Here is a 15,599-nt window from a genome sequence, read left to right on the forward strand (position 1 = left end):
GCTCATGAAGAAAACATCGCTCGCGCTCATGCTCATCGCCGCCGTCTTTTCCCTTTCCGCGTGTGCATCCACCCAGGAGATACACCTCGAGGTTTCTCCCTCCGGTTCCTATAACAAAAAGGCCCCGGAGGAACTGCGCCAAGGCGGTACCCTCACCCTGCCCATAGCGGAAATACCGGAACAGCAAAACTCCCTGCATGCCAATACCACGGTCTCCGTGAACACGCTGTGGGCCTGGTACATGCCGCAACTTTCCTTTAGCGATAGCGCGGGAAATATCACCCCCAATCCTGATTACCTGCTCGATGTTCACGAGGAGACGGTGGCGGGGAAAACCGTGGTGACTTATACCCTCAACCCCCGTGCCACCTTTAACGATGGCACGCCGATAGACTGGCGCACCTACGAAAACACGTGGCGCATTAACCGGGGTGATGATGACTCCTACCAGATTTCCTCCTCGGACGGCTATAACCAGATCGAATCCGTGCTCCCCGGCGAGAACGATAAGCAGGTGGTGGTCACCTACCGCCACATCTATCCGTGGTGGAACGGCCTCTTCGGGGCGCTGATGCACCCCGGCATTGCCACGCCCCAGGACTTCAACGAGGGATTCCTCCGGCGCCTGCCTAATGAGTGGGGCGCGGGCCCCTACAAGGTGGACACGGTGGATTATCACGGCGGGACCGTCACCTTTGTGCCCAACGAGAAGTGGTGGGGCCGCGCCCCTAAGTTGGACAAGGTGGTGTTCCGGCTCATGGAGGCTCAGGCCGCCATGAACGCCTTCCGCGCCGGGGAGATTGATTCCGTGTCCATCTCCAACAAGAACTACCTCGCCGCCGCCCTGGGCATGGGCAAGCAGGCCGAGCTTCATACCTCCTTGGACACCGCCATCCTCATGCTGAGCCTCAACGCCGAATCCCCGGTCTTGGCGGACATTACCGTGCGCGAGGCCGTGATGTCCGGGATTGATCGCTCCCTTCTCGCCGCCATCATCTTTAACGGTCGCGGTTATACCGAGGATCTCCCCGGCTCCCTCATTTTCCTGCAAAATCAGGACACCTACGTGGATGTTTTTGGGGATCTGGTTTCCTTCAATCCCCAACGCGCACGCGATCTCCTCGACCAGGCGGGCTGGGTAGAATCGGAGGATGGTATTCGGGTGAAGGACGGCGCACGGCTCACCCTGCGGTAACCGCTGTTTGGCGATGGCTCCACGGGGAAGGCGACCTCCACCAGTATTCAAAAGATGCTTCGGGATATTGGCGTGGAGCTAAAGATAGCGGCGCACCCTACCTCGGACTTTGCCCGGGTTTTAGAAGAGAAGGACTTTGACCTTATGAACTCCTCCATCGTGCCCAACGATCCCAACAGAACCACCTATTTCCGCCAGCAGTACTACTCCGATTCCACGCTTAATCTCTCCCACACCGGCACCCCGGAGATAGACGCGATGATCGATGAATTAGAAAAGCTCCCCACGGCGGAGGAGCAAAACGCTAGGGCAGTGGAGGTGGAACGGGTGGCCCTCTCCCGCTTCGGCGTCATGCCCTATGCCAATGGCCCTAAGACCGTGGCCGTGAAGCCGGGGCTGGCCAACGTAGGTGCCATGATCTTTGGTTCCGTGCCCAAGGAGGATATTGGGTGGGTGAAGTAGGGGCGACTCTACTTCTCGGCCTTGGCCGCTTCCTCTTCCTTCTGCTGCTTGAGGAGCTTGGCGGCGTTGCGGCGTCGCTTGCGCAGGGCCTCGATGCGCTCCTCAAGCAGTTCATCAAGTTCCTCGATGCTGCGCCGCTCCCGGAGCATATCCCAGTGGGTGCGCGGCGGCTTCACCGGCTTGGCGTCCACGCCCTCGCCCTCGATGAGGATTCCCAGCTGGCCGTTCTTGCACATCCACTCGCCGGGGATTTCGGCGTCATCCGCAAAGGGAACCTCGTAGATTTCCCCGGATTCCGTGCGGTACTTCACCATCTGGCGGGGGGCCAGGTCGTGATCCCGATCCGTTTCGTAGCTGACCGCACCCATGCGGCTGCCTCGAAGCACCCGATCTGCCATTGCAGCATCAATCCTTTACATCCCGCGATTAGTACCAACTACGCGAGTATAACGAATTCCCCGTGCGGTTTGTTCCCACCCGGCCGCGATGGTCTAGGATGAGTCACGTGACGCATAAGAAGCAACAACGATGCGCCTGGTGCGGCAAGGAAATGGCGCCCTCCACTCGGGGGCGCCCCAAGAAGTATTGCAGCCCCTCCTGCAAGCAGCGCGCCTACGAGCAGCGCCATAACATCACCGGCACCCGTATCCCGGAAAACGCCGTGATTATGACGGCCGAGCGCGCGGAGCGGCTACAAGACTCCCTCTTCGAGCTGCGCTGCTCGGCGGAGGACATCGCCACCGCCGCCCGCGAGGGAGCCGGGGGAGAGGAACTGCAAGAGCTCTGCTCCGAACTCGTAGACCTGGCGCGGTCCATAGAAAAGTTGAGGTAGGTCATGCCGCGTAACCGCAAGATCATCATCACCATCTTCGTCATCGCCATCGCACTCATCGCCGTGCTCTCCATCTTGCCCACGGTGCTCAGCGCAATGAACGGCCCCGGCGTCAAAACGGAAGGACTCAACGCGCAGGGAGCCAAGGCGGCGTCGACAAGCATGAACGGCCACTGGAAGGTCACCGGGCGGGCGGGGGAGAACACCACCTCCGCCGGCTACACGTTCCACGAGATCCTGCCCGGCGATAAGCGCGTGACCTCCGGCTCCACCACCAAGGTAGAGGGCTCCCTCAACGTGGATCAGGACACGCTCACCGGCGGGTTCATCACCGTGGACATGACGGCGGTGGCCTCGGATAACGAGCGCCGTGACATCAACGTGCGCACCAAGATGCTGGAGACTGACACGTACCCCACGGCCGATTTTGAGGTCACCGCGCCCGTGGATCTCTCCGGGGTTCCCGAGGACGGCACCGTGGGGGAGGTCACCGTTCCCGGCAAGCTCACCCTCCACGGACACACCAAGGACATCAGCCCCACGATGCGGGTCCTGCGCAGCGGGGACTCCGTGGTGGTCTCCACGGATATTCCCCTCAACCGCGCCGACTATGAGGTGGAAACGCCGGACTTCGTGGCCGCCTCCATCGACGAGGAGGGCGAGATCAACATTCGCCTGGCCCTGGAAAAGACCTCATGAGCCCGGGCCGCATGATTCCGGCGCTGTGGCTGCGCCTCATCGTCATCATCGCCTTTGCCCTGTGGGTATTCTTCCAGCACATGTGGGTGGTTGGCGCGGTCGCCGTGGCCCTGGGCGGCATCACCGTCGTTCAGCTCGTGGCCGCGTACCGCCACCGGGAATAGAAAAAGGGCGGTGCCCCTGGAAAGGCACCGCCGCATACCGCTTTTATTAGCCGTTGGCCTGCTCGTCCAGCTTGTCCGAGACGCTATCGGCGGCGTCGGAAAGCTCGTTGGCGGCGTCATCCTTCGCGTCGCCCAGCGTCTCGGCGGCGTCGTCCTTGGCGTCGGAGAGGCCGTCAACAGCCTCATCCTTCTTCTCGTTAAGGCTGTCCACGGCATCGCTGGCGTTCTCCGAGGCCTGCTCGGAGGCGTCAGAGACCTCGGAGGCCACGGACTCGGCCGGGGCGGCGGTGGTGGCCGGAGCGGTGGTCACCACGGCCTCGGTGGTGGACTCCGTGCTATCCCCGTCATCATCGGAGGAGCAGGCAGCCAGCGCCAGGGGAGCCACAGCCAGGAGGGGAAGCAGACGCAGTTTCTTGTTCATAATTCTTCGATCCTTTCAGTGGGTGGAAAACCAGCAGAACCCACCGTACATGATCTTCTCGATCTATGAACAAAGTAAATGTCACGAGTGACTATTTTTTATCGCAGACCAAAAGGAAACTATCGGCCACAAGATCGCGCACTTCTCGCGCCGAAACCGGCCCGTCAAGATGCACGGAAATCCAATGCCGCTTATTCATGTGATACGCAGGATAAAAGCCGTCTTTAGACAGCAGCAAACCGATCACGTCAGGATCATTTTTCACCACCAGGAGGTCAAAGTGGAGCACCCCCTTTGGCCCACCAAGACCAATTTTCTCGCCGCGAACCCTCATCAGCAGCCCACACCACTTGCCGTTGCCGGGACACCGAAACACCGCGCCACTCGGATACGCCTCGGGCCACAGATACTCCGGGGCCACCCCGTAGCGTTGTTCCATGTGCCGTATGAGTTCTGCGCGTTCCATCACGTCCGCCTTTCTCCGTCCGCTTAGCGGATCAGCCCGTTTAGGTATTCCGCCATATACGGCAAGCTAAACTTAACCTTTCCCTGCGAGTGCGCCTCGATCAACTCCCGATAAATCAGCTCGTGCCGCAACCGCGAGACCCCCGTGGTCGTCGAGCCCAGGGCCTCGGCGATATCGGACACCGCAATTCCTTGGGCGCCCTGCTCCGCGTCTTTCACTGCCTCTTTCTCTAAACGCGCCATCGCGTGCAGAAAGTCCCGTTGGCGGGGCGGAACGGGACGCAGCGCCGGGGCATGAACCTGCGTTCCTATGCGCGCCACCACGTCATCAATGGAAGCCTCCACATGCTTCGCGCGTATGCACTCTGAATCATCGAGTTTGGCCCTGGCCCAGGATATTGAGCCCACCACCTGAATAAGATAAGGATATCCCTGACTTACCCTTGCAGCCAGGTCAATTGCCTCCCCATTCATGGGCCGCCCACCCAATTCCGCCGTCTCGCGCAGCAGGGTAGAGGTGGTCTGCCCGTCAAGGCGATCTAATAGAATACGCTCGGCGCGACGCAAAAAGGTGGTGCCCTCTAGCTGCAATAAATCCTCCACGCCGCTGGGCAGGCCCGCCGCCAGGAAGGCAATATCCACGTCATCGCGGTTGAGATCCTGAATGGCCACCGCCAATTCGTGCAGGTGTTCCGGCAGCGCGCTTTGCACCTCGTCCACGGTGAGCACCATGCCCGCGCCGCGCGGCATGGTCACGCCCGCGAGGTCCTGCAACTCGCTCAGCAGATTACGCCGGGGCTCCGGGCGCGTCCTTTCCGTTTCCAGGGACAGGGAACCCACTTTGCCTATCGACGCCCCGGTGACCCGCGTCCGACGCTGCGGCGGGGCGGCGTCGAGGGAGCCATAGGCCCGAGGAATGGTGACCTCTACGAGATCCCTCAGCATGTTTTCTCCCACATGCGCGCGCAAGACCACCCAGCCCTGGGCCTTGGCCGCCGTCTCCAGCTCATTGAGCAGCACGGTTTTGCCGATCCCACGGCTCCCGGAGATCAACGCCGTGCGCCACGGGTTTCCCGCGCCCTCCGCGAGCGCGAGTTCAAACTGCGCGACCTCGGATTCGCGTCCCATGACCACGGCCGGGGATCGCCCGAAGGTCGGGTGAAAGGGATTGCGCGCCACGTACTCGTCCATGCGGCTCAGTATAGCGATCCCGCATAATCCGCATAAGCGAGATCAAGGCGCATAACCCGCAGAAACGGGTTCCACCCACATAACTACTCTTGTCCGATAATGTACATTATGTCATTTCAAGGCGGCAGTCGCTCCGCCATTTATCCAACTTATCCAGACGCCAAAATTTATCCACTTTATCCACACCGCCCCATCGGCTCTAGACTATCCCTCATGAGCAATCCCTTCCGGCCCGGCTTCGGAGAATCACCCACCGTGTGGGTCGGGCGCACACCCATCCTGGACAACTTCGCCCACGCCATTGAGACTCCCGGCTCCACCGGCCGCACCGTGCTCATCAATCAATGGATCGCGCGGCATAGGAAAAACGGCGCTGCTCAACAAGCTAGAGGATGTCGCCGCCACACGCGGCTGGATCGTCCTTCGCGCTCCCAGTCATTCCGCCATGATCTCCGAACTGGTCGATCACTCCTTGCCCTCCGTATTAGCCGAGCACGAGCCCCAGCCCGGCCGACAGATCACCGGCATCTCCCTCTCCGCCATCGGCTCGGTCACCACGCAACCCCTTACCTCCTTGCTGCGCCGCGTAGCCGCCACAGTGACGGGTGTACTCATCACCGTTGATGAGATTCAAGCGGCCGCTCCCCGCGATCTTCAGCGCCTCGCCGCCTCCATGCAGGACGCCATCCGTGACGATCTCCCCGTGGCTTTTGCTGGGGCCGGGCTTACGGCCGGAGTATCGGCCCTCCTGGATCACCCAGGAACCACCTTTCTGCGGCGCAGCCTGCGCTATCAGCTCGCTCCCCTCACCCATGCCGATTCCATTCGTTTGACAAATCAAACTGTAGAGTCTTCGGGCAAGACCATCTCCACGCAGGCGGCGGAGACTCTCGCCTCGCGGGCGCACCGCTACCCCTATCTCATTCAACTCATCGGCGCGATCGCCTGGGATCTCTCCGGCCCTGCCATTACCGCACCGGACGTTGAGGAGGCCACCGGCCAGGCCGTTCCCATCTTGGGCAACCAGGTTCATCTCCCGGAGGTGGCGGCCCTGTCTCATCGCCAGGTGGATTTCCTCCGCGCGATGGCACAGATGGCGGATGAGGAGGGCTTGGCTCGCATCGGCGAGATCGCCACCACCATGTCTACCTCCGTGACCTCCCTGTCCACGGCGCGTCGGGCGCTTATCGACGCAGACCTGCTATATTCCCCGGCCTGGGGAACGGTGCGGTTTCGCCTCCCCTATTTCCGCGAATTTTTGCTTGGGCCGGGCGGCCCGCTGGAGGTAGCATGATCGCCATGCGTCCTTTCGCCCAGGTCGATGTCTTTTCTCGCCACCCGTATAGCGGCAACCCCGTGGCCGTCATCCTCGATGCTCAGGGGCTAAGCGAGGATCAGATGCGCGCCATTGCCCGGTGGACGAATCTCTCGGAGACCACGTTTGTTCTTCCGCCCACCACGCCAGAGGCCGATTATCGGCTGCGCATCTTTACCCCCACGCGGGAGCTTCCCTTCGCCGGTCACCCCACCCTGGGTTCGGCGCGGGCCTGGGTAGAGCTTCACGACGTCGATAAGCCCGAGCTGATGCAGGAATGTTCCGGTGGGCTGATCGCCGTGCGCCGGGAGGGCGATGTCTTTTCCTTCGCGGCTCCGCCCACGCTGCGCTCCGGCCCCCTGGACGCGGAGTATACGGAGCGCATCGCGCGGGCCTTCCATATCGAGCCCGCGGAGATCGTGGATCATCAGTGGGTGGATAACGGCCCCGGGTGGGCCGTGGTGCGCCTGAGAAACGCCCGGGCGGTGCTCGATCTGGAACCGGATTTCTCCCTCATTCCGCAGGCCAAGGTGGGTGCCATCGGCCCCTACCCCGCTGGCTATGAGCACGCCTTTGAGATTCGCGCCTTCGCCCCCGGCGTGGGCGTGCCGGAGGACCCGGTGTGTGGGAGCCTCAATGCCTCCACCGCGCAGTGGTTGCTGCGTGAGGGCCTCGCCCCGCAGCGCTATACCGTCTCCCAGGGGGCTCGGGTACACCGACGCGGAGAGATTCATATCCGCCGGGAGGGCACGCAGGTATGGGTGGGCGGGGCCACCTCCCTCGGGTTTGAAGGCACGGCGCACATCTAGTGCCCGGCCTGGTCTCCTGGTAGGATCGCCACCAGATTCCCCTGTATCTTCTGGGGCTGCTCCTCGGCGCGGGCCTCGGCCTCGCTTTTCCGATCCCGGAGGCCGCCCTCAATCCCCTGCTCATGGCGCTGATTTACGCCACGTTCCTGGGGCTTCCTCTCACCCGGCTTGGCCGTACCTGGCGGGATACTCGCTTTCTTGCCGCGCTCGTGGTGCTTAATTTCGTGCTGGTGCCCGCCGTGGTGTACGCCCTCACCCGTCCCATCGCGCAGGATCAGTCCACGCTGGTGGGTGTGTTGCTAGTGTTGCTGGCCCCCTGCGTAGATTATGTCATCGTGTTTTCCGGGCTGGCCGGGGCCGCTAAGGAAAAGCTCCTCGCGTCCACTCCCCTCCTCATGGTCCTGCAAATGCTGCTTCTCCCGGTGTACCTGCGGCTTTTCGCCCCGCAGGCCCAGGAGGTTGTTCACCCCGGCCCCTTCGCCCAGGCGTTCCTCTTCCTCATCGTGGTTCCGCTGCTGGCGGCCGCTCTCACCCAGCGCCTATCCCTCGCCGCCCCGGCACGCCGCCTCGCGGAGGCCGGCATGGTGCCCCTGATGGTGCTCACCCTCGCCGTGGTGGTGGCCACCCAGATCCCCGAGGTTCGCCATGATTTCCCGCTGCGGGTGATTCCCCTGTACGCCGCGTTCCTGCTCATCATGGCCCCGCTCGGTGCCCTCGTGGGGAAGGCATTTCGCCAAGATGTCCCCGCCACCCGCGCGCTGGTATTTTCCGGGGCCACCCGGAACTCCCTGGTGGTTCTCCCCCTGGCCCTCACCGTGCCGGGTGCGGGGGCGATCGTGGTCGCCCAAACCCTCGTGGAGCTGGTGGGTATGGTGGCCTACGTCCGCCTCATTCCCCAGTGGCTGCGGTAGTGGTCTCGATGCTCACGGTGCCCTCCAGCAGGCGGTGCACCGGGCATTTATCCGCGATGCGCAGCAGACCGGCACGCTGCTCCTCGCTCAGCGCGGGGTCGAAGTGAATCACCCGGTGCAGGGTGGTAAAAAGCCCTTCCTCCCAACGCCGTTGCTCCAGTTCTACCTCCACGCGGGTGGTGCCTTGATCGAATCCCTTGCGCCGGGCGTACATGCCCATGGTCATGGAGGTACACGCCACCAGGGAGGCCTTGAGCAGGTCAAAGGGGTTGGGGCCGAGGTCCGCCGCCCCGGCCACGGTGGTGGGCTCGTCGGCGAAGATGGTGTGGCGTCCGGCGCGGATCTCCGTGGTGAAGTCCGATCCCGGCGCGGGTGCGGCCACGGCGGCCGTGGCGGGATGATCGGTGATGTAGCGCCCGGCCCAGGCGGCGATGACGTCGGCGGCGTAGGCGGCCTGTCCGGCACCCACGAGGAGGTGATCTGCCCCGTCGAGGCTGATGAAGCTCTTGGGCTGGTGGGCGGCGCGGTAGATGGATTGGGCGTTGCCGATGTTAACTACCTCGTCCTCCGGGGAGTGCATGACGAGCAGGGGAACGCGCAGATCGCGGAGGCGGTCACGCTGCCGCTGCCCGCAGATGTCCTCGATGAAGGTGCGGCCCAGCTCTAAGGTCTTGCCGCCGATGTTTACCGTGGCGTGGCCTTGTTCCCTGATCGTCTCCACGTCGGCGGCGAAGAGGTCGGCCGCGTGGCCCGGGTCGAAGGGGGGCGGCGATGCTGACCACGGCGCTCAGGCCCTCGATGTCGGTGGCGGCCGCCAGCGCCGCGGCGCCCCCGAGGGAATGTCCAATAAGCAGGTCGGGGCCGCCCACGTTGTCGCGCATCCACTCTGCGGCCTGGCGCAGGTCGTGGACGTTGGAGGTGAAGTCCACCTCGGAGAAGTCCAGGCGCAGCACCGTGTATCCCACCTCGGTGAGGCGGCGGGAGATGCGCACGGCCGCGGGGGATGACGCGGAGCAGGCAAAGCAGTGGGCGAACAGAGCGTAGCCGCGCACCGCGCCCTCGGGGCGGTCGATCACGGCGTGGGCGGTATCAATGCTCATCACGCTCTTCTTTGTAGCAGATGGCTGGCGGCGCGGGTGACGGCCAGCAGCCAGTGCGCCACGAGGAGGAACAGCAGCGCCAGGCTCACTGCGTAAAGCCCACCCGTTCCCCCACTGAGCGCGTAGGTTCCGGCACCACAGGTGGCCACCGGAAAGGTAGAGGCCCACCACGTGGGATTGTAGGGAGCCCAGGCGGGAATGCTGCTCCAGTGCCGCCACGCCGCCCAGCAGGCCAGGGGCACACCCAGGCTCAGCACCACCCAGCCATAGGCGCGCGGCCCGCCCAGGGTGAGCACGGCCACCACGGATTGCCCCACGATGCCCAGGGGTATCCAGCAGGTCGCCGCCAAGGGAGCGGGTGGCCCCAGCGGCAGCATGTGGCGATACACCAGGATAAAGGCGGGAACCGCCCCGGCGACGGCGAGAACGCAAAGCGCCCACCCCACGGCCTTGACTATCGACGCCCCCACGTCCGGCAGCGTCTCCGAGGCCGCCCACTGCGCCAGCCCCACGGCGGGCACCACCGGAGACATCACCGGAAACAGCGAAAGGAAGTTTGGTTCCGAGCGCAGCACCGGCCAATACGCGATATTGGCGCTCACGCAGATCACCGCGCCGATGAGAACCAGGGCCGCGTGGAGCCACCACTGGTGGGTCAACGGGGTCTGGGCGCTGCCCAGGGTGGTAATGGACATGCCCAGGAGCGCCCACGCCGGCATGGCCACGCGGCGCAGCGGAGGAACGCGGTGACGCGCCCACCCCGCGAGAATGCTGAGGATCAACACGGCGGCCAGGATCAACGCGAGGGCGGAGACCACGCCCCAGCCGTGGAGATGGCTGAGGGTGGCCAGCCCCCCGGTGCCGAGCGCGGCGCCGGACCAGGCCGGCCCCCAAGGGGGAAGCGTTCCTTTTGTCATAGGCACCCATCCAACGCGATGCCCGGCGGGGGTGCGCAATTATTTTCAATCTCATAATGCAGGATTTGAGCTCTCAATATATGGGACAGTATCTTATATCTCACCACTCAGCCGATAGATAAGAGGGCCGCCCATGACCACTCCCACGCTCACCCGCCGCGACCGGGCCCGCATCATCACCGCGTCCACGGTGGGCACCACCATTGAGTTCTACGATTTCTATATCTATGCCACCGCCGCCGTGGCGGTGTTTCCTCATCTCTTCTTCCCCCAGTCGGACGATCCCACGATGGGACTTCTCGCCTCCTTCGCCACCTTCGGCCTGGCCTTCTTCGCCCGCCCGCTGGGTTCCATCGTTTTCGGGCACTTCGGGGACGTCCTCGGCCGCAAGGCCACGCTCGTCTTTGCGTTGCTCACCATGGGCATCGCCACCTTCCTCATCGGCCTGCTGCCCACCTACCAGCAAATCGGCATCGCCGCCCCCGCGCTGCTGGCCCTCATGCGCTTTTGCCAGGGCCTCGGCTTAGGCGGCGAGTGGTCCGGCGCGGCCCTGCTTGCCACGGAGACCGCCGAGGAAGGCAAGCGCGCCTGGGCCGCCATGTGGCCACAACTGGGCGCGCCCTTTGGTTTTCTGCTGGCCAATGGCCTCTTCCTGATCCTGGTCACGGCCTTCGATTACACCAACGGGGACATGGATAACGCCTTCATGGTGTGGGGGTGGCGCGTTCCCTTCCTCGCCTCCGCGATCATGGTGGCAGTGGGGCTCTACGTGCGCCTGCGGCTGGAGGAAACCCCGGTGTTCCAGAAGGCCATCGAGCAGAACAAGCGCGTGGCCTCGCCCCTCAAGGAGGTGTTCCGCACCGCCACGGGGCCGCTGCTCATCGGCACCTTCGTGATGGTGGGCTGCTACACCCTCTTTTACCTGGTCACCACGTGGATTCTTTCCTATGGCATCGGCAAAGAAGGCCTGAACTTCGCCTACACGGACTTCCTCAAGCTCCAGCTCGTCTCCATCTTCGCGTTCATCGCCGGGGTGCCGCTGTCCGGTTGGCTGGCGGATAAGGTGGGGCGCAAGCCCACCCTGCTGTGGGTCACGGTGGCCATGATCGTGTTCAGCGGCACCTTCTGGTTCTTCCTCAACCAGCAGTCCGCCACCACCGGCAGCGTCCTGGCCTTCCTCACCCTCGGCATGTTCCTCATGGGGCTCATCTTTGGCCCCATGTCTGCGGTGTTGCCGGAGCTCTTCCCCACCAATGTTCGCTATACCGGCTCCGGCATCTCCTATAACGTGGCCTCCATCCTGGGCGCGGCGATCGCCCCGTTCATCGCCACCGCCCTGGCGGCCAATCACGGCGTGGCCTACGTGGGCCTGTACCTCGGCGTGGTCTCCGCGATCTCGCTGGCGGCGATCCTGCTGATGCGCGAGACCCGCGAGGAGGACATGACGGCCATCTAGCCCTCAAAGCGCCTGGCGAGGTTCTCCAGGGTATTCTCCATGCCCTGCCGCAGATGCGCCCGCCTATTCCGCGCACCGGAGTAGTTCTTGCGCCGTCACGATCAAACTCAGCTGCGGCCGGGCCTTCCGCATGGATTCCACCACGCGGGTACCCCCGGGCGCGTCGGAAAAGGTGTATCGCCAATGGGTTTCCGAGGGGGAATCGGTGAGGAAGCCAAAGCTCTCACCCGGCACGTCCTCTTCCACCACGCCAGTCATGCCCAGCGATACCATGCACCAATCCGGTTTCCTCTTCCCCGGTGTAATCCAGGTGGTCTTTTTATTCTCCGGGCTGATCTCACCCATGTTTTCCATATTTTTTATGTATTCATAGAGATCCTGGCGTGGGGCCGCAATCACCCGGCTCACCTCTATCTCCAGGGCAGGTTCGCTCCACCCGACCACGATCCGCTGGGCCAAGGCCTTGGCCGAGGTGGGGTTCTTCCCCCATATAAAGGTGCCCATCCACCATCACGCGGGAGGAAACATAATCCGCTCCCAAGCGCTTGAGCGCTTCTCCCAGCCCCGGAAGCTTTTAGTTCCTCCACCGATTCGCTCCCACCGGCATACCACGAGCTTCGCCGCCCGGCGCCGCCTCATGCACCTCCCACCCCGCTCCTGCAAAGATGTGCCGCGGCGTCAGGAAATACTCTTCCCCAGCACCACCATCAAGACCTTCATCATCGTCCTTTTCTTCTTCTGTGCGTCAGGGTGAACTGCACGGCCTCTATCATGCCAAGGTCAAGTAGGGCCCGCCGCAGCGCAAACTGGTACCGCCACAACCGGCGAAACACCGGGTCAAATCCCGCGGCCGCCGCCTCGCGGGAGTGCCCCTCGAAGCACTCCGATTGCATTTTCAGCGCCAGGCCGTAGTGCTCGGCAAAGTGCCGCTGCCCCACCACCCGCAGCCCGGTGGCCTGGTCGCTGAGCCGGTGTACCTCTTCCACCGTGGGGTACTCCAGCCCCGGCCAGATATAGGCGCGCAGGGCATCGAGGCTGCGCTGAGCAGCGGCCGAAAAGTCAGGGGTGGCCACCAGGGTCTGCATCGCGCAGTATCCCCCCGGGCGCAGCGAGCGATCCAGGCTGGCCATGAATTCCGTGCGCTGGCCTGGCTCCAAAAGTTCCAGGTATTCCACGCTCACCACCGCCTCGGCGGCGGGCCGCACGCCCCCTTGCGCGATGGGTTGGGGCATCGTCACCGTGCGCGCCGTGGTGACCCCCGCCAGGGTGAGTCGTTCCTCCATGATCCCGGCGTGCGCGCCGTCGGCGGTCACCGCGCTGGGGCGTGCGCCCCGCTCCTCGGCGGCCAGGGCGATGGCTCCCCCCGTGGCGGGGTATTCCAGCAGATCGGTGCCGCGCCGAACCTCGGCGGCGTCGAGAAGCGCCCGGATCACCCCGGCCTGCGCGGTGCCCAGGTCGGCGCGCTCCACGGCCACGGGCGGAGCCACGCGAGTGATGTCCACAAAGTGCGTGGCTGGCTCGGTGCCGTGCCCGGCCCCGGGGACGAGGCTGGGCACGGACTCGCGCACGGTGGTGGGCACGCCGGATTCAAAGAGTCCTCCCATGAGGCTCATGCCGTCGGCCGAGGAGAACTCCACGAGGTCTGCGGGCAGGGCCCCGCCGTCGTAGGTGCGGGGGGAAACCTCGCCGCGAGGGGGTTTGTAGCCCACGCGCAGCAGCGCGGTGAGCACCTCGTGCAGATCGGGGGCGTGCCATTCCCCGGCCATGTAGGATTCCGCCAGCCCCAGCCAGCCGGAGGCGGCGATACGGTAGAAAAGTTCATCGCGCTCCACCACCAGGTCGGGGCGCTCGGAGTCCAAATCCAGCTCCGCCTCGGCGCAGGCGCGTGCGAACTCCGCCTCGGCGCGGCGGGCGCGCCTGCGCAGCCGCCAGTCCCGGGGCACGGCGCGCAGCCCGGGCCAGGCGTGGACGTCGATGGCGGTACGCTGCTGGTCTGTCATTGTGCCTCCATGCCCCTCGGTGCCGCCATCACTACCGAGGCTCAACGATACCTAGACATCACACCGACCACACCACCGCGCACTAAAACAGACATCGCCGCGCGCGGGGTTCTGTGTTTTAGCCCGAATGGGTGGATTCCTGTGGCCCCTGCCCTGCCAAAGGTGAGCCAGGCGACTATCATCATCAGCACCGAATCAACACCGAGCCTGCACTGCGCGGACAACGTAGAGTTATAGGAGCACAAAGCCCATGTCATCCCCCAAGAAAGCCTATCGTCCCGCCGGTGGCCGCCATCACGTCGTGGTCATCGGCTCTGGCTTTGGTGGCCTCTTTGCCACCAAGGATCTCAAGGACGCCGACGTTGACGTCACCCTCATCGACCGCGGCAATCACCACCTCTTCCAGCCGCTGCTCTACCAGGTGGCCACGGGCATCCTTTCTTCCGGGGAGATCGCCCCCTCCACCCGCCAGATCCTGGCCGGGCAGGAAAACGCCTCCGTGGTCAAGGGCGAGGTCACCGACATTGATATTGAGACCAAGACCGTGACCACCCACCTGGGCAATTACGAGCGCAGCTACGAGTATGATTCCCTCATCATCGCCGCCGGTGCCGGGCAGTCTTACTTTGGCAACGATCACTTTGCCCAGTACGCCCCCGGCATGAAGACGCTTGATGACGCCCTGGAGATCCGCGCCCGGATCATCGGCGCCTTCGAGCGCGCCGAGTTGACCACCGATCCCGCCGAGCGCGAGCGCCTGCTGACCTTCGTGATCGTCGGCGCCGGCCCCACCGGCGTGGAGTTGGCCGGCCAGCTCGCGGAGATGGCGCACCGCACCCTCTCCGGGGAGTACCGCAACTTCTCCACCGTTTCCGCCAAGATTTTGCTTCTCGACGGCGCGCCCCAGGTTCTCCCTCCCTTCGGCAAGCGCCTGGGCCGCAAGGCGCAGCGTCAGCTGGAAAAGCTCGGCGTGGAGGTCAAGCTCGGCGCGATGGTCACCAACGTGGACGAGACCTCCGTGACCTACAAGGCCGGGGAGGAAGAACACACCATCGAGAGCTACACCAAGATCTGGTCGGCCGGCGTGGCGGCCTCCCCGCTGGGCAAGCTCGTGGCGGACCAGGCGGGCGTGGAGGTGGATCGCGCCGGGCGCGTGCAGGTCAACCCCGATCTCACCGTGGGCGAGCACAAGGAGGTCTTTGTCATCGGTGACATGATGGGGCTGAACCGCCTGCCGGGCGTGGCGCAGACCGCCATCCAGACCGGCCAGTACGTGGCGGAGCAGATCGCCGCGGAGACCGAGGGCGAGCAAAAGCCGGAGGATCGCGCGCCGTTTGAGTACTTTGACAAAGGCTCGATGGCCACCATCTCCCGCTTCTCCGCCGTGGTGAAGATGGGCAAGGTGGAGGTCACCGGATTCATCGGCTGGGTGCTGTGGCTGGCCGTCCACGTGATGTACCTGGTGGGCTTCCGCAATCGCCTGGTGGCGGCCTTCGCCTGGGGTCTCAACGCCCTCTCCCGTAAGCGCTGGAACCTGGCCACCACGCGCCAGCAGCTCCACGGCCGCAACGGCCTGAACAAGCTCAACGGCCTGGTGGGCTCGGACGCGGACTTCCCCATCGAGGTGAAGGACACCCGCCGCTTCGGGGAGAAGTAAGGCAC

Annotated in this window: 19 protein-coding genes; 10 read left to right on the forward strand and 9 right to left on the reverse strand. The window is 64.2% G+C overall.

What is annotated here, in order from left to right; translation table 11 throughout:
• The first annotated feature begins 4 nt into the window (after window positions 1-4).
• Both Cocul_RS03665 and Cocul_RS12780 read left to right on the forward strand, forming a co-directional pair.
• The gene (locus tag Cocul_RS03665) at window positions 5-1,195 is read left to right on the forward strand and encodes an ABC transporter family substrate-binding protein (RefSeq protein ID WP_245622087.1); all 1,191 of its coding nucleotides are present in this window, start codon (window positions 5-7) and stop codon (window positions 1,193-1,195) included.
• Between the two features lie 54 nt (window positions 1,196-1,249).
• A complete protein-coding gene (locus Cocul_RS12780) occupies window positions 1,250-1,657 on the forward strand; it encodes a periplasmic substrate-binding domain-containing protein (protein WP_245622088.1) in 408 nt (135 codons plus the stop codon).
• 8 nt (window positions 1,658-1,665) lie between these two features.
• Here the strand turns inward: Cocul_RS12780 and Cocul_RS03670 are convergent, their stop codons facing one another.
• Window positions 1,666-2,055 (reverse strand): RNA polymerase-binding protein RbpA, encoded by a 390-nt coding sequence (locus Cocul_RS03670; RefSeq protein ID WP_055121920.1) that lies wholly within the window; start codon window positions 2,053-2,055, stop codon window positions 1,666-1,668.
• Between the two features lie 98 nt (window positions 2,056-2,153).
• On the opposite strand from Cocul_RS03670, the gene Cocul_RS03675 reads away from it, so the two are divergent.
• From Cocul_RS03675 to Cocul_RS12450, 3 genes are read left to right on the forward strand one after another with little or no spacing between them, the layout of a single operon-like run.
• The gene (locus Cocul_RS03675) at window positions 2,154-2,489 is read left to right on the forward strand and encodes a hypothetical protein (protein WP_055121921.1); all 336 of its coding nucleotides are present in this window, start codon (window positions 2,154-2,156) and stop codon (window positions 2,487-2,489) included.
• Window positions 2,490-2,492: 3 nt separating this feature from the next.
• Window positions 2,493-3,188 carry a YceI family protein gene (locus tag Cocul_RS03680; protein ID WP_055121922.1) on the forward strand — a complete coding sequence of 232 codons (696 nt, stop codon included), beginning with the start codon at window positions 2,493-2,495 and terminating at the stop codon, window positions 3,186-3,188.
• The gene (locus tag Cocul_RS12450; RefSeq protein WP_160318484.1) at window positions 3,185-3,352 is read left to right on the forward strand and encodes a hypothetical protein; all 168 of its coding nucleotides are present in this window, start codon (window positions 3,185-3,187) and stop codon (window positions 3,350-3,352) included. Before Cocul_RS03680 ends, Cocul_RS12450 begins: the two co-directional genes overlap by 4 nt.
• A 46-nt stretch (window positions 3,353-3,398) precedes the next feature.
• On the opposite strand, the gene Cocul_RS12455 is transcribed toward Cocul_RS12450, so the two are convergent.
• The 3 genes from Cocul_RS12455 to Cocul_RS03695 all read right to left on the reverse strand — a co-directional run bounded on the left by Cocul_RS12455 (window position 3,399) and on the right by Cocul_RS03695 (window position 5,429).
• A complete protein-coding gene (locus Cocul_RS12455) occupies window positions 3,399-3,773 on the reverse strand; it encodes a hypothetical protein (protein WP_055121923.1) in 375 nt (124 codons plus the stop codon).
• Between the two features lie 91 nt (window positions 3,774-3,864).
• Complete coding sequence (locus Cocul_RS03690; RefSeq protein ID WP_055121924.1) at window positions 3,865-4,239, reverse strand: MmcQ/YjbR family DNA-binding protein; 375 nt, start codon at window positions 4,237-4,239, stop codon at window positions 3,865-3,867.
• A gap of 23 nt (window positions 4,240-4,262) precedes the next feature.
• Window positions 4,263-5,429 (reverse strand): ATP-binding protein, encoded by a 1,167-nt coding sequence (locus Cocul_RS03695; RefSeq protein ID WP_069723553.1) that lies wholly within the window; start codon window positions 5,427-5,429, stop codon window positions 4,263-4,265.
• A gap of 301 nt (window positions 5,430-5,730) precedes the next feature.
• On the opposite strand from Cocul_RS03695, the gene Cocul_RS03700 reads away from it, so the two are divergent.
• The 3 genes from Cocul_RS03700 (at window position 5,731) to Cocul_RS03710 (ending at window position 8,464) form a co-directional block, all read left to right on the forward strand.
• Entirely contained in the window at window positions 5,731-6,723 is a 993-nt protein-coding gene (locus tag Cocul_RS03700; RefSeq protein WP_160318485.1) for an AAA family ATPase, read from the forward strand.
• A 5-nt stretch (window positions 6,724-6,728) separates the two neighbouring features.
• Window positions 6,729-7,553, forward strand: a complete 825-nt coding sequence (locus tag Cocul_RS03705) for a PhzF family phenazine biosynthesis protein (protein ID WP_150114333.1) — start codon at window positions 6,729-6,731, stop codon at window positions 7,551-7,553.
• Window positions 7,554-7,675: 122 nt separating this feature from the next.
• Window positions 7,676-8,464, forward strand: a complete 789-nt coding sequence (locus Cocul_RS03710; RefSeq protein ID WP_425388763.1) for an arsenic resistance protein — start codon at window positions 7,676-7,678, stop codon at window positions 8,462-8,464.
• On the opposite strand, the gene Cocul_RS11500 is transcribed toward Cocul_RS03710, so the two are convergent.
• From Cocul_RS11500 to Cocul_RS03725, 3 genes are read right to left on the reverse strand one after another with little or no spacing between them, the layout of a single operon-like run.
• Window positions 8,442-9,185, reverse strand: coding sequence for an OsmC family protein (locus Cocul_RS11500; protein WP_211257086.1), 744 nt, complete (start codon window positions 9,183-9,185; stop codon window positions 8,442-8,444). The genes Cocul_RS03710 and Cocul_RS11500 overlap by 23 nt on opposite strands.
• A complete protein-coding gene (locus Cocul_RS12590; RefSeq protein WP_211257087.1) occupies window positions 9,079-9,567 on the reverse strand; it encodes an alpha/beta fold hydrolase in 489 nt (162 codons plus the stop codon). Before Cocul_RS12590 ends, Cocul_RS11500 begins: the two co-directional genes overlap by 107 nt.
• Entirely contained in the window at window positions 9,564-10,481 is a 918-nt protein-coding gene (locus tag Cocul_RS03725; protein ID WP_055121931.1) for an SLAC1 family transporter, read from the reverse strand. Before Cocul_RS03725 ends, Cocul_RS12590 begins: the two co-directional genes overlap by 4 nt.
• A 133-nt stretch (window positions 10,482-10,614) precedes the next feature.
• Between Cocul_RS03725 and Cocul_RS03730 the strand changes: the two genes are divergently transcribed.
• Window positions 10,615-11,937: an MFS transporter gene (locus tag Cocul_RS03730; RefSeq protein WP_055121932.1), complete on the forward strand. Its 1,323-nt coding sequence runs from the start codon at window positions 10,615-10,617 to the stop codon at window positions 11,935-11,937.
• A 63-nt stretch (window positions 11,938-12,000) separates the two neighbouring features.
• Here the strand turns inward: Cocul_RS03730 and Cocul_RS03735 are convergent, their stop codons facing one another.
• Together Cocul_RS03735 and Cocul_RS03740 are read right to left on the reverse strand one after the other, a co-directional pair.
• Window positions 12,001-12,441: an SRPBCC family protein gene (locus tag Cocul_RS03735; protein WP_055121933.1), complete on the reverse strand. Its 441-nt coding sequence runs from the start codon at window positions 12,439-12,441 to the stop codon at window positions 12,001-12,003.
• A 215-nt stretch (window positions 12,442-12,656) separates the two neighbouring features.
• On the reverse strand, window positions 12,657-13,937 hold the full coding sequence (locus Cocul_RS03740; protein WP_055121934.1) for an SAM-dependent methyltransferase: 1,281 nt from the start codon (window positions 13,935-13,937) through the stop codon (window positions 12,657-12,659).
• A gap of 250 nt (window positions 13,938-14,187) precedes the next feature.
• Between Cocul_RS03740 and Cocul_RS03745 the strand changes: the two genes are divergently transcribed.
• The gene (locus Cocul_RS03745; RefSeq protein WP_055121935.1) at window positions 14,188-15,594 is read left to right on the forward strand and encodes an NAD(P)/FAD-dependent oxidoreductase; all 1,407 of its coding nucleotides are present in this window, start codon (window positions 14,188-14,190) and stop codon (window positions 15,592-15,594) included.
• The last annotated feature ends 5 nt before the right edge of the window (window positions 15,595-15,599 follow it).

The sequence above is a fragment of the Corynebacterium oculi genome, assembly GCF_001412105.1.
Lineage (GTDB): Bacteria > Actinomycetota > Actinomycetes > Mycobacteriales > Mycobacteriaceae > Corynebacterium > Corynebacterium oculi.

Bases quoted from the DNA above. Each gene is read 5' to 3' on its own strand.
- Cocul_RS03690 (WP_055121924.1), bottom strand. From the start codon at position 4,239: ATGGAACGCGCAGAACTCATACGGCACATGGAACAACGCTACGGGGTG.
- Cocul_RS03745 (WP_055121935.1), top strand. From the start codon at position 14,188: ATGTCATCCCCCAAGAAAGCCTATCGTCCCGCCGGTGGCCGCCATCAC.
- Cocul_RS03675 (WP_055121921.1), top strand. From the start codon at position 2,154: ATGAGTCACGTGACGCATAAGAAGCAACAACGATGCGCCTGGTGCGGC.
- Cocul_RS03670 (WP_055121920.1), bottom strand. From the start codon at position 2,055: ATGGCAGATCGGGTGCTTCGAGGCAGCCGCATGGGTGCGGTCAGCTAC.
- Cocul_RS03680 (WP_055121922.1), top strand. From the start codon at position 2,493: ATGCCGCGTAACCGCAAGATCATCATCACCATCTTCGTCATCGCCATC.
- Cocul_RS12780 (WP_245622088.1), top strand. From the start codon at position 1,250: ATGCTTCGGGATATTGGCGTGGAGCTAAAGATAGCGGCGCACCCTACC.
- Cocul_RS03730 (WP_055121932.1), top strand. From the start codon at position 10,615: ATGACCACTCCCACGCTCACCCGCCGCGACCGGGCCCGCATCATCACC.
- Cocul_RS03735 (WP_055121933.1), bottom strand. From the start codon at position 12,441: ATGGGCACCTTTATATGGGGGAAGAACCCCACCTCGGCCAAGGCCTTG.
- Cocul_RS03740 (WP_055121934.1), bottom strand. From the start codon at position 13,937: ATGACAGACCAGCAGCGTACCGCCATCGACGTCCACGCCTGGCCCGGG.
- Cocul_RS03665 (WP_245622087.1), top strand. From the start codon at position 5: ATGAAGAAAACATCGCTCGCGCTCATGCTCATCGCCGCCGTCTTTTCC.
- Cocul_RS03705 (WP_150114333.1), top strand. From the start codon at position 6,729: ATGCGTCCTTTCGCCCAGGTCGATGTCTTTTCTCGCCACCCGTATAGC.
- Cocul_RS03695 (WP_069723553.1), bottom strand. From the start codon at position 5,429: ATGGACGAGTACGTGGCGCGCAATCCCTTTCACCCGACCTTCGGGCGA.
- Cocul_RS03725 (WP_055121931.1), bottom strand. From the start codon at position 10,481: ATGACAAAAGGAACGCTTCCCCCTTGGGGGCCGGCCTGGTCCGGCGCC.
- Cocul_RS12455 (WP_055121923.1), bottom strand. From the start codon at position 3,773: ATGAACAAGAAACTGCGTCTGCTTCCCCTCCTGGCTGTGGCTCCCCTG.
- Cocul_RS03710 (WP_425388763.1), top strand. From the start codon at position 7,676: ATGGCGCTGATTTACGCCACGTTCCTGGGGCTTCCTCTCACCCGGCTT.
- Cocul_RS12450 (WP_160318484.1), top strand. From the start codon at position 3,185: ATGAGCCCGGGCCGCATGATTCCGGCGCTGTGGCTGCGCCTCATCGTC.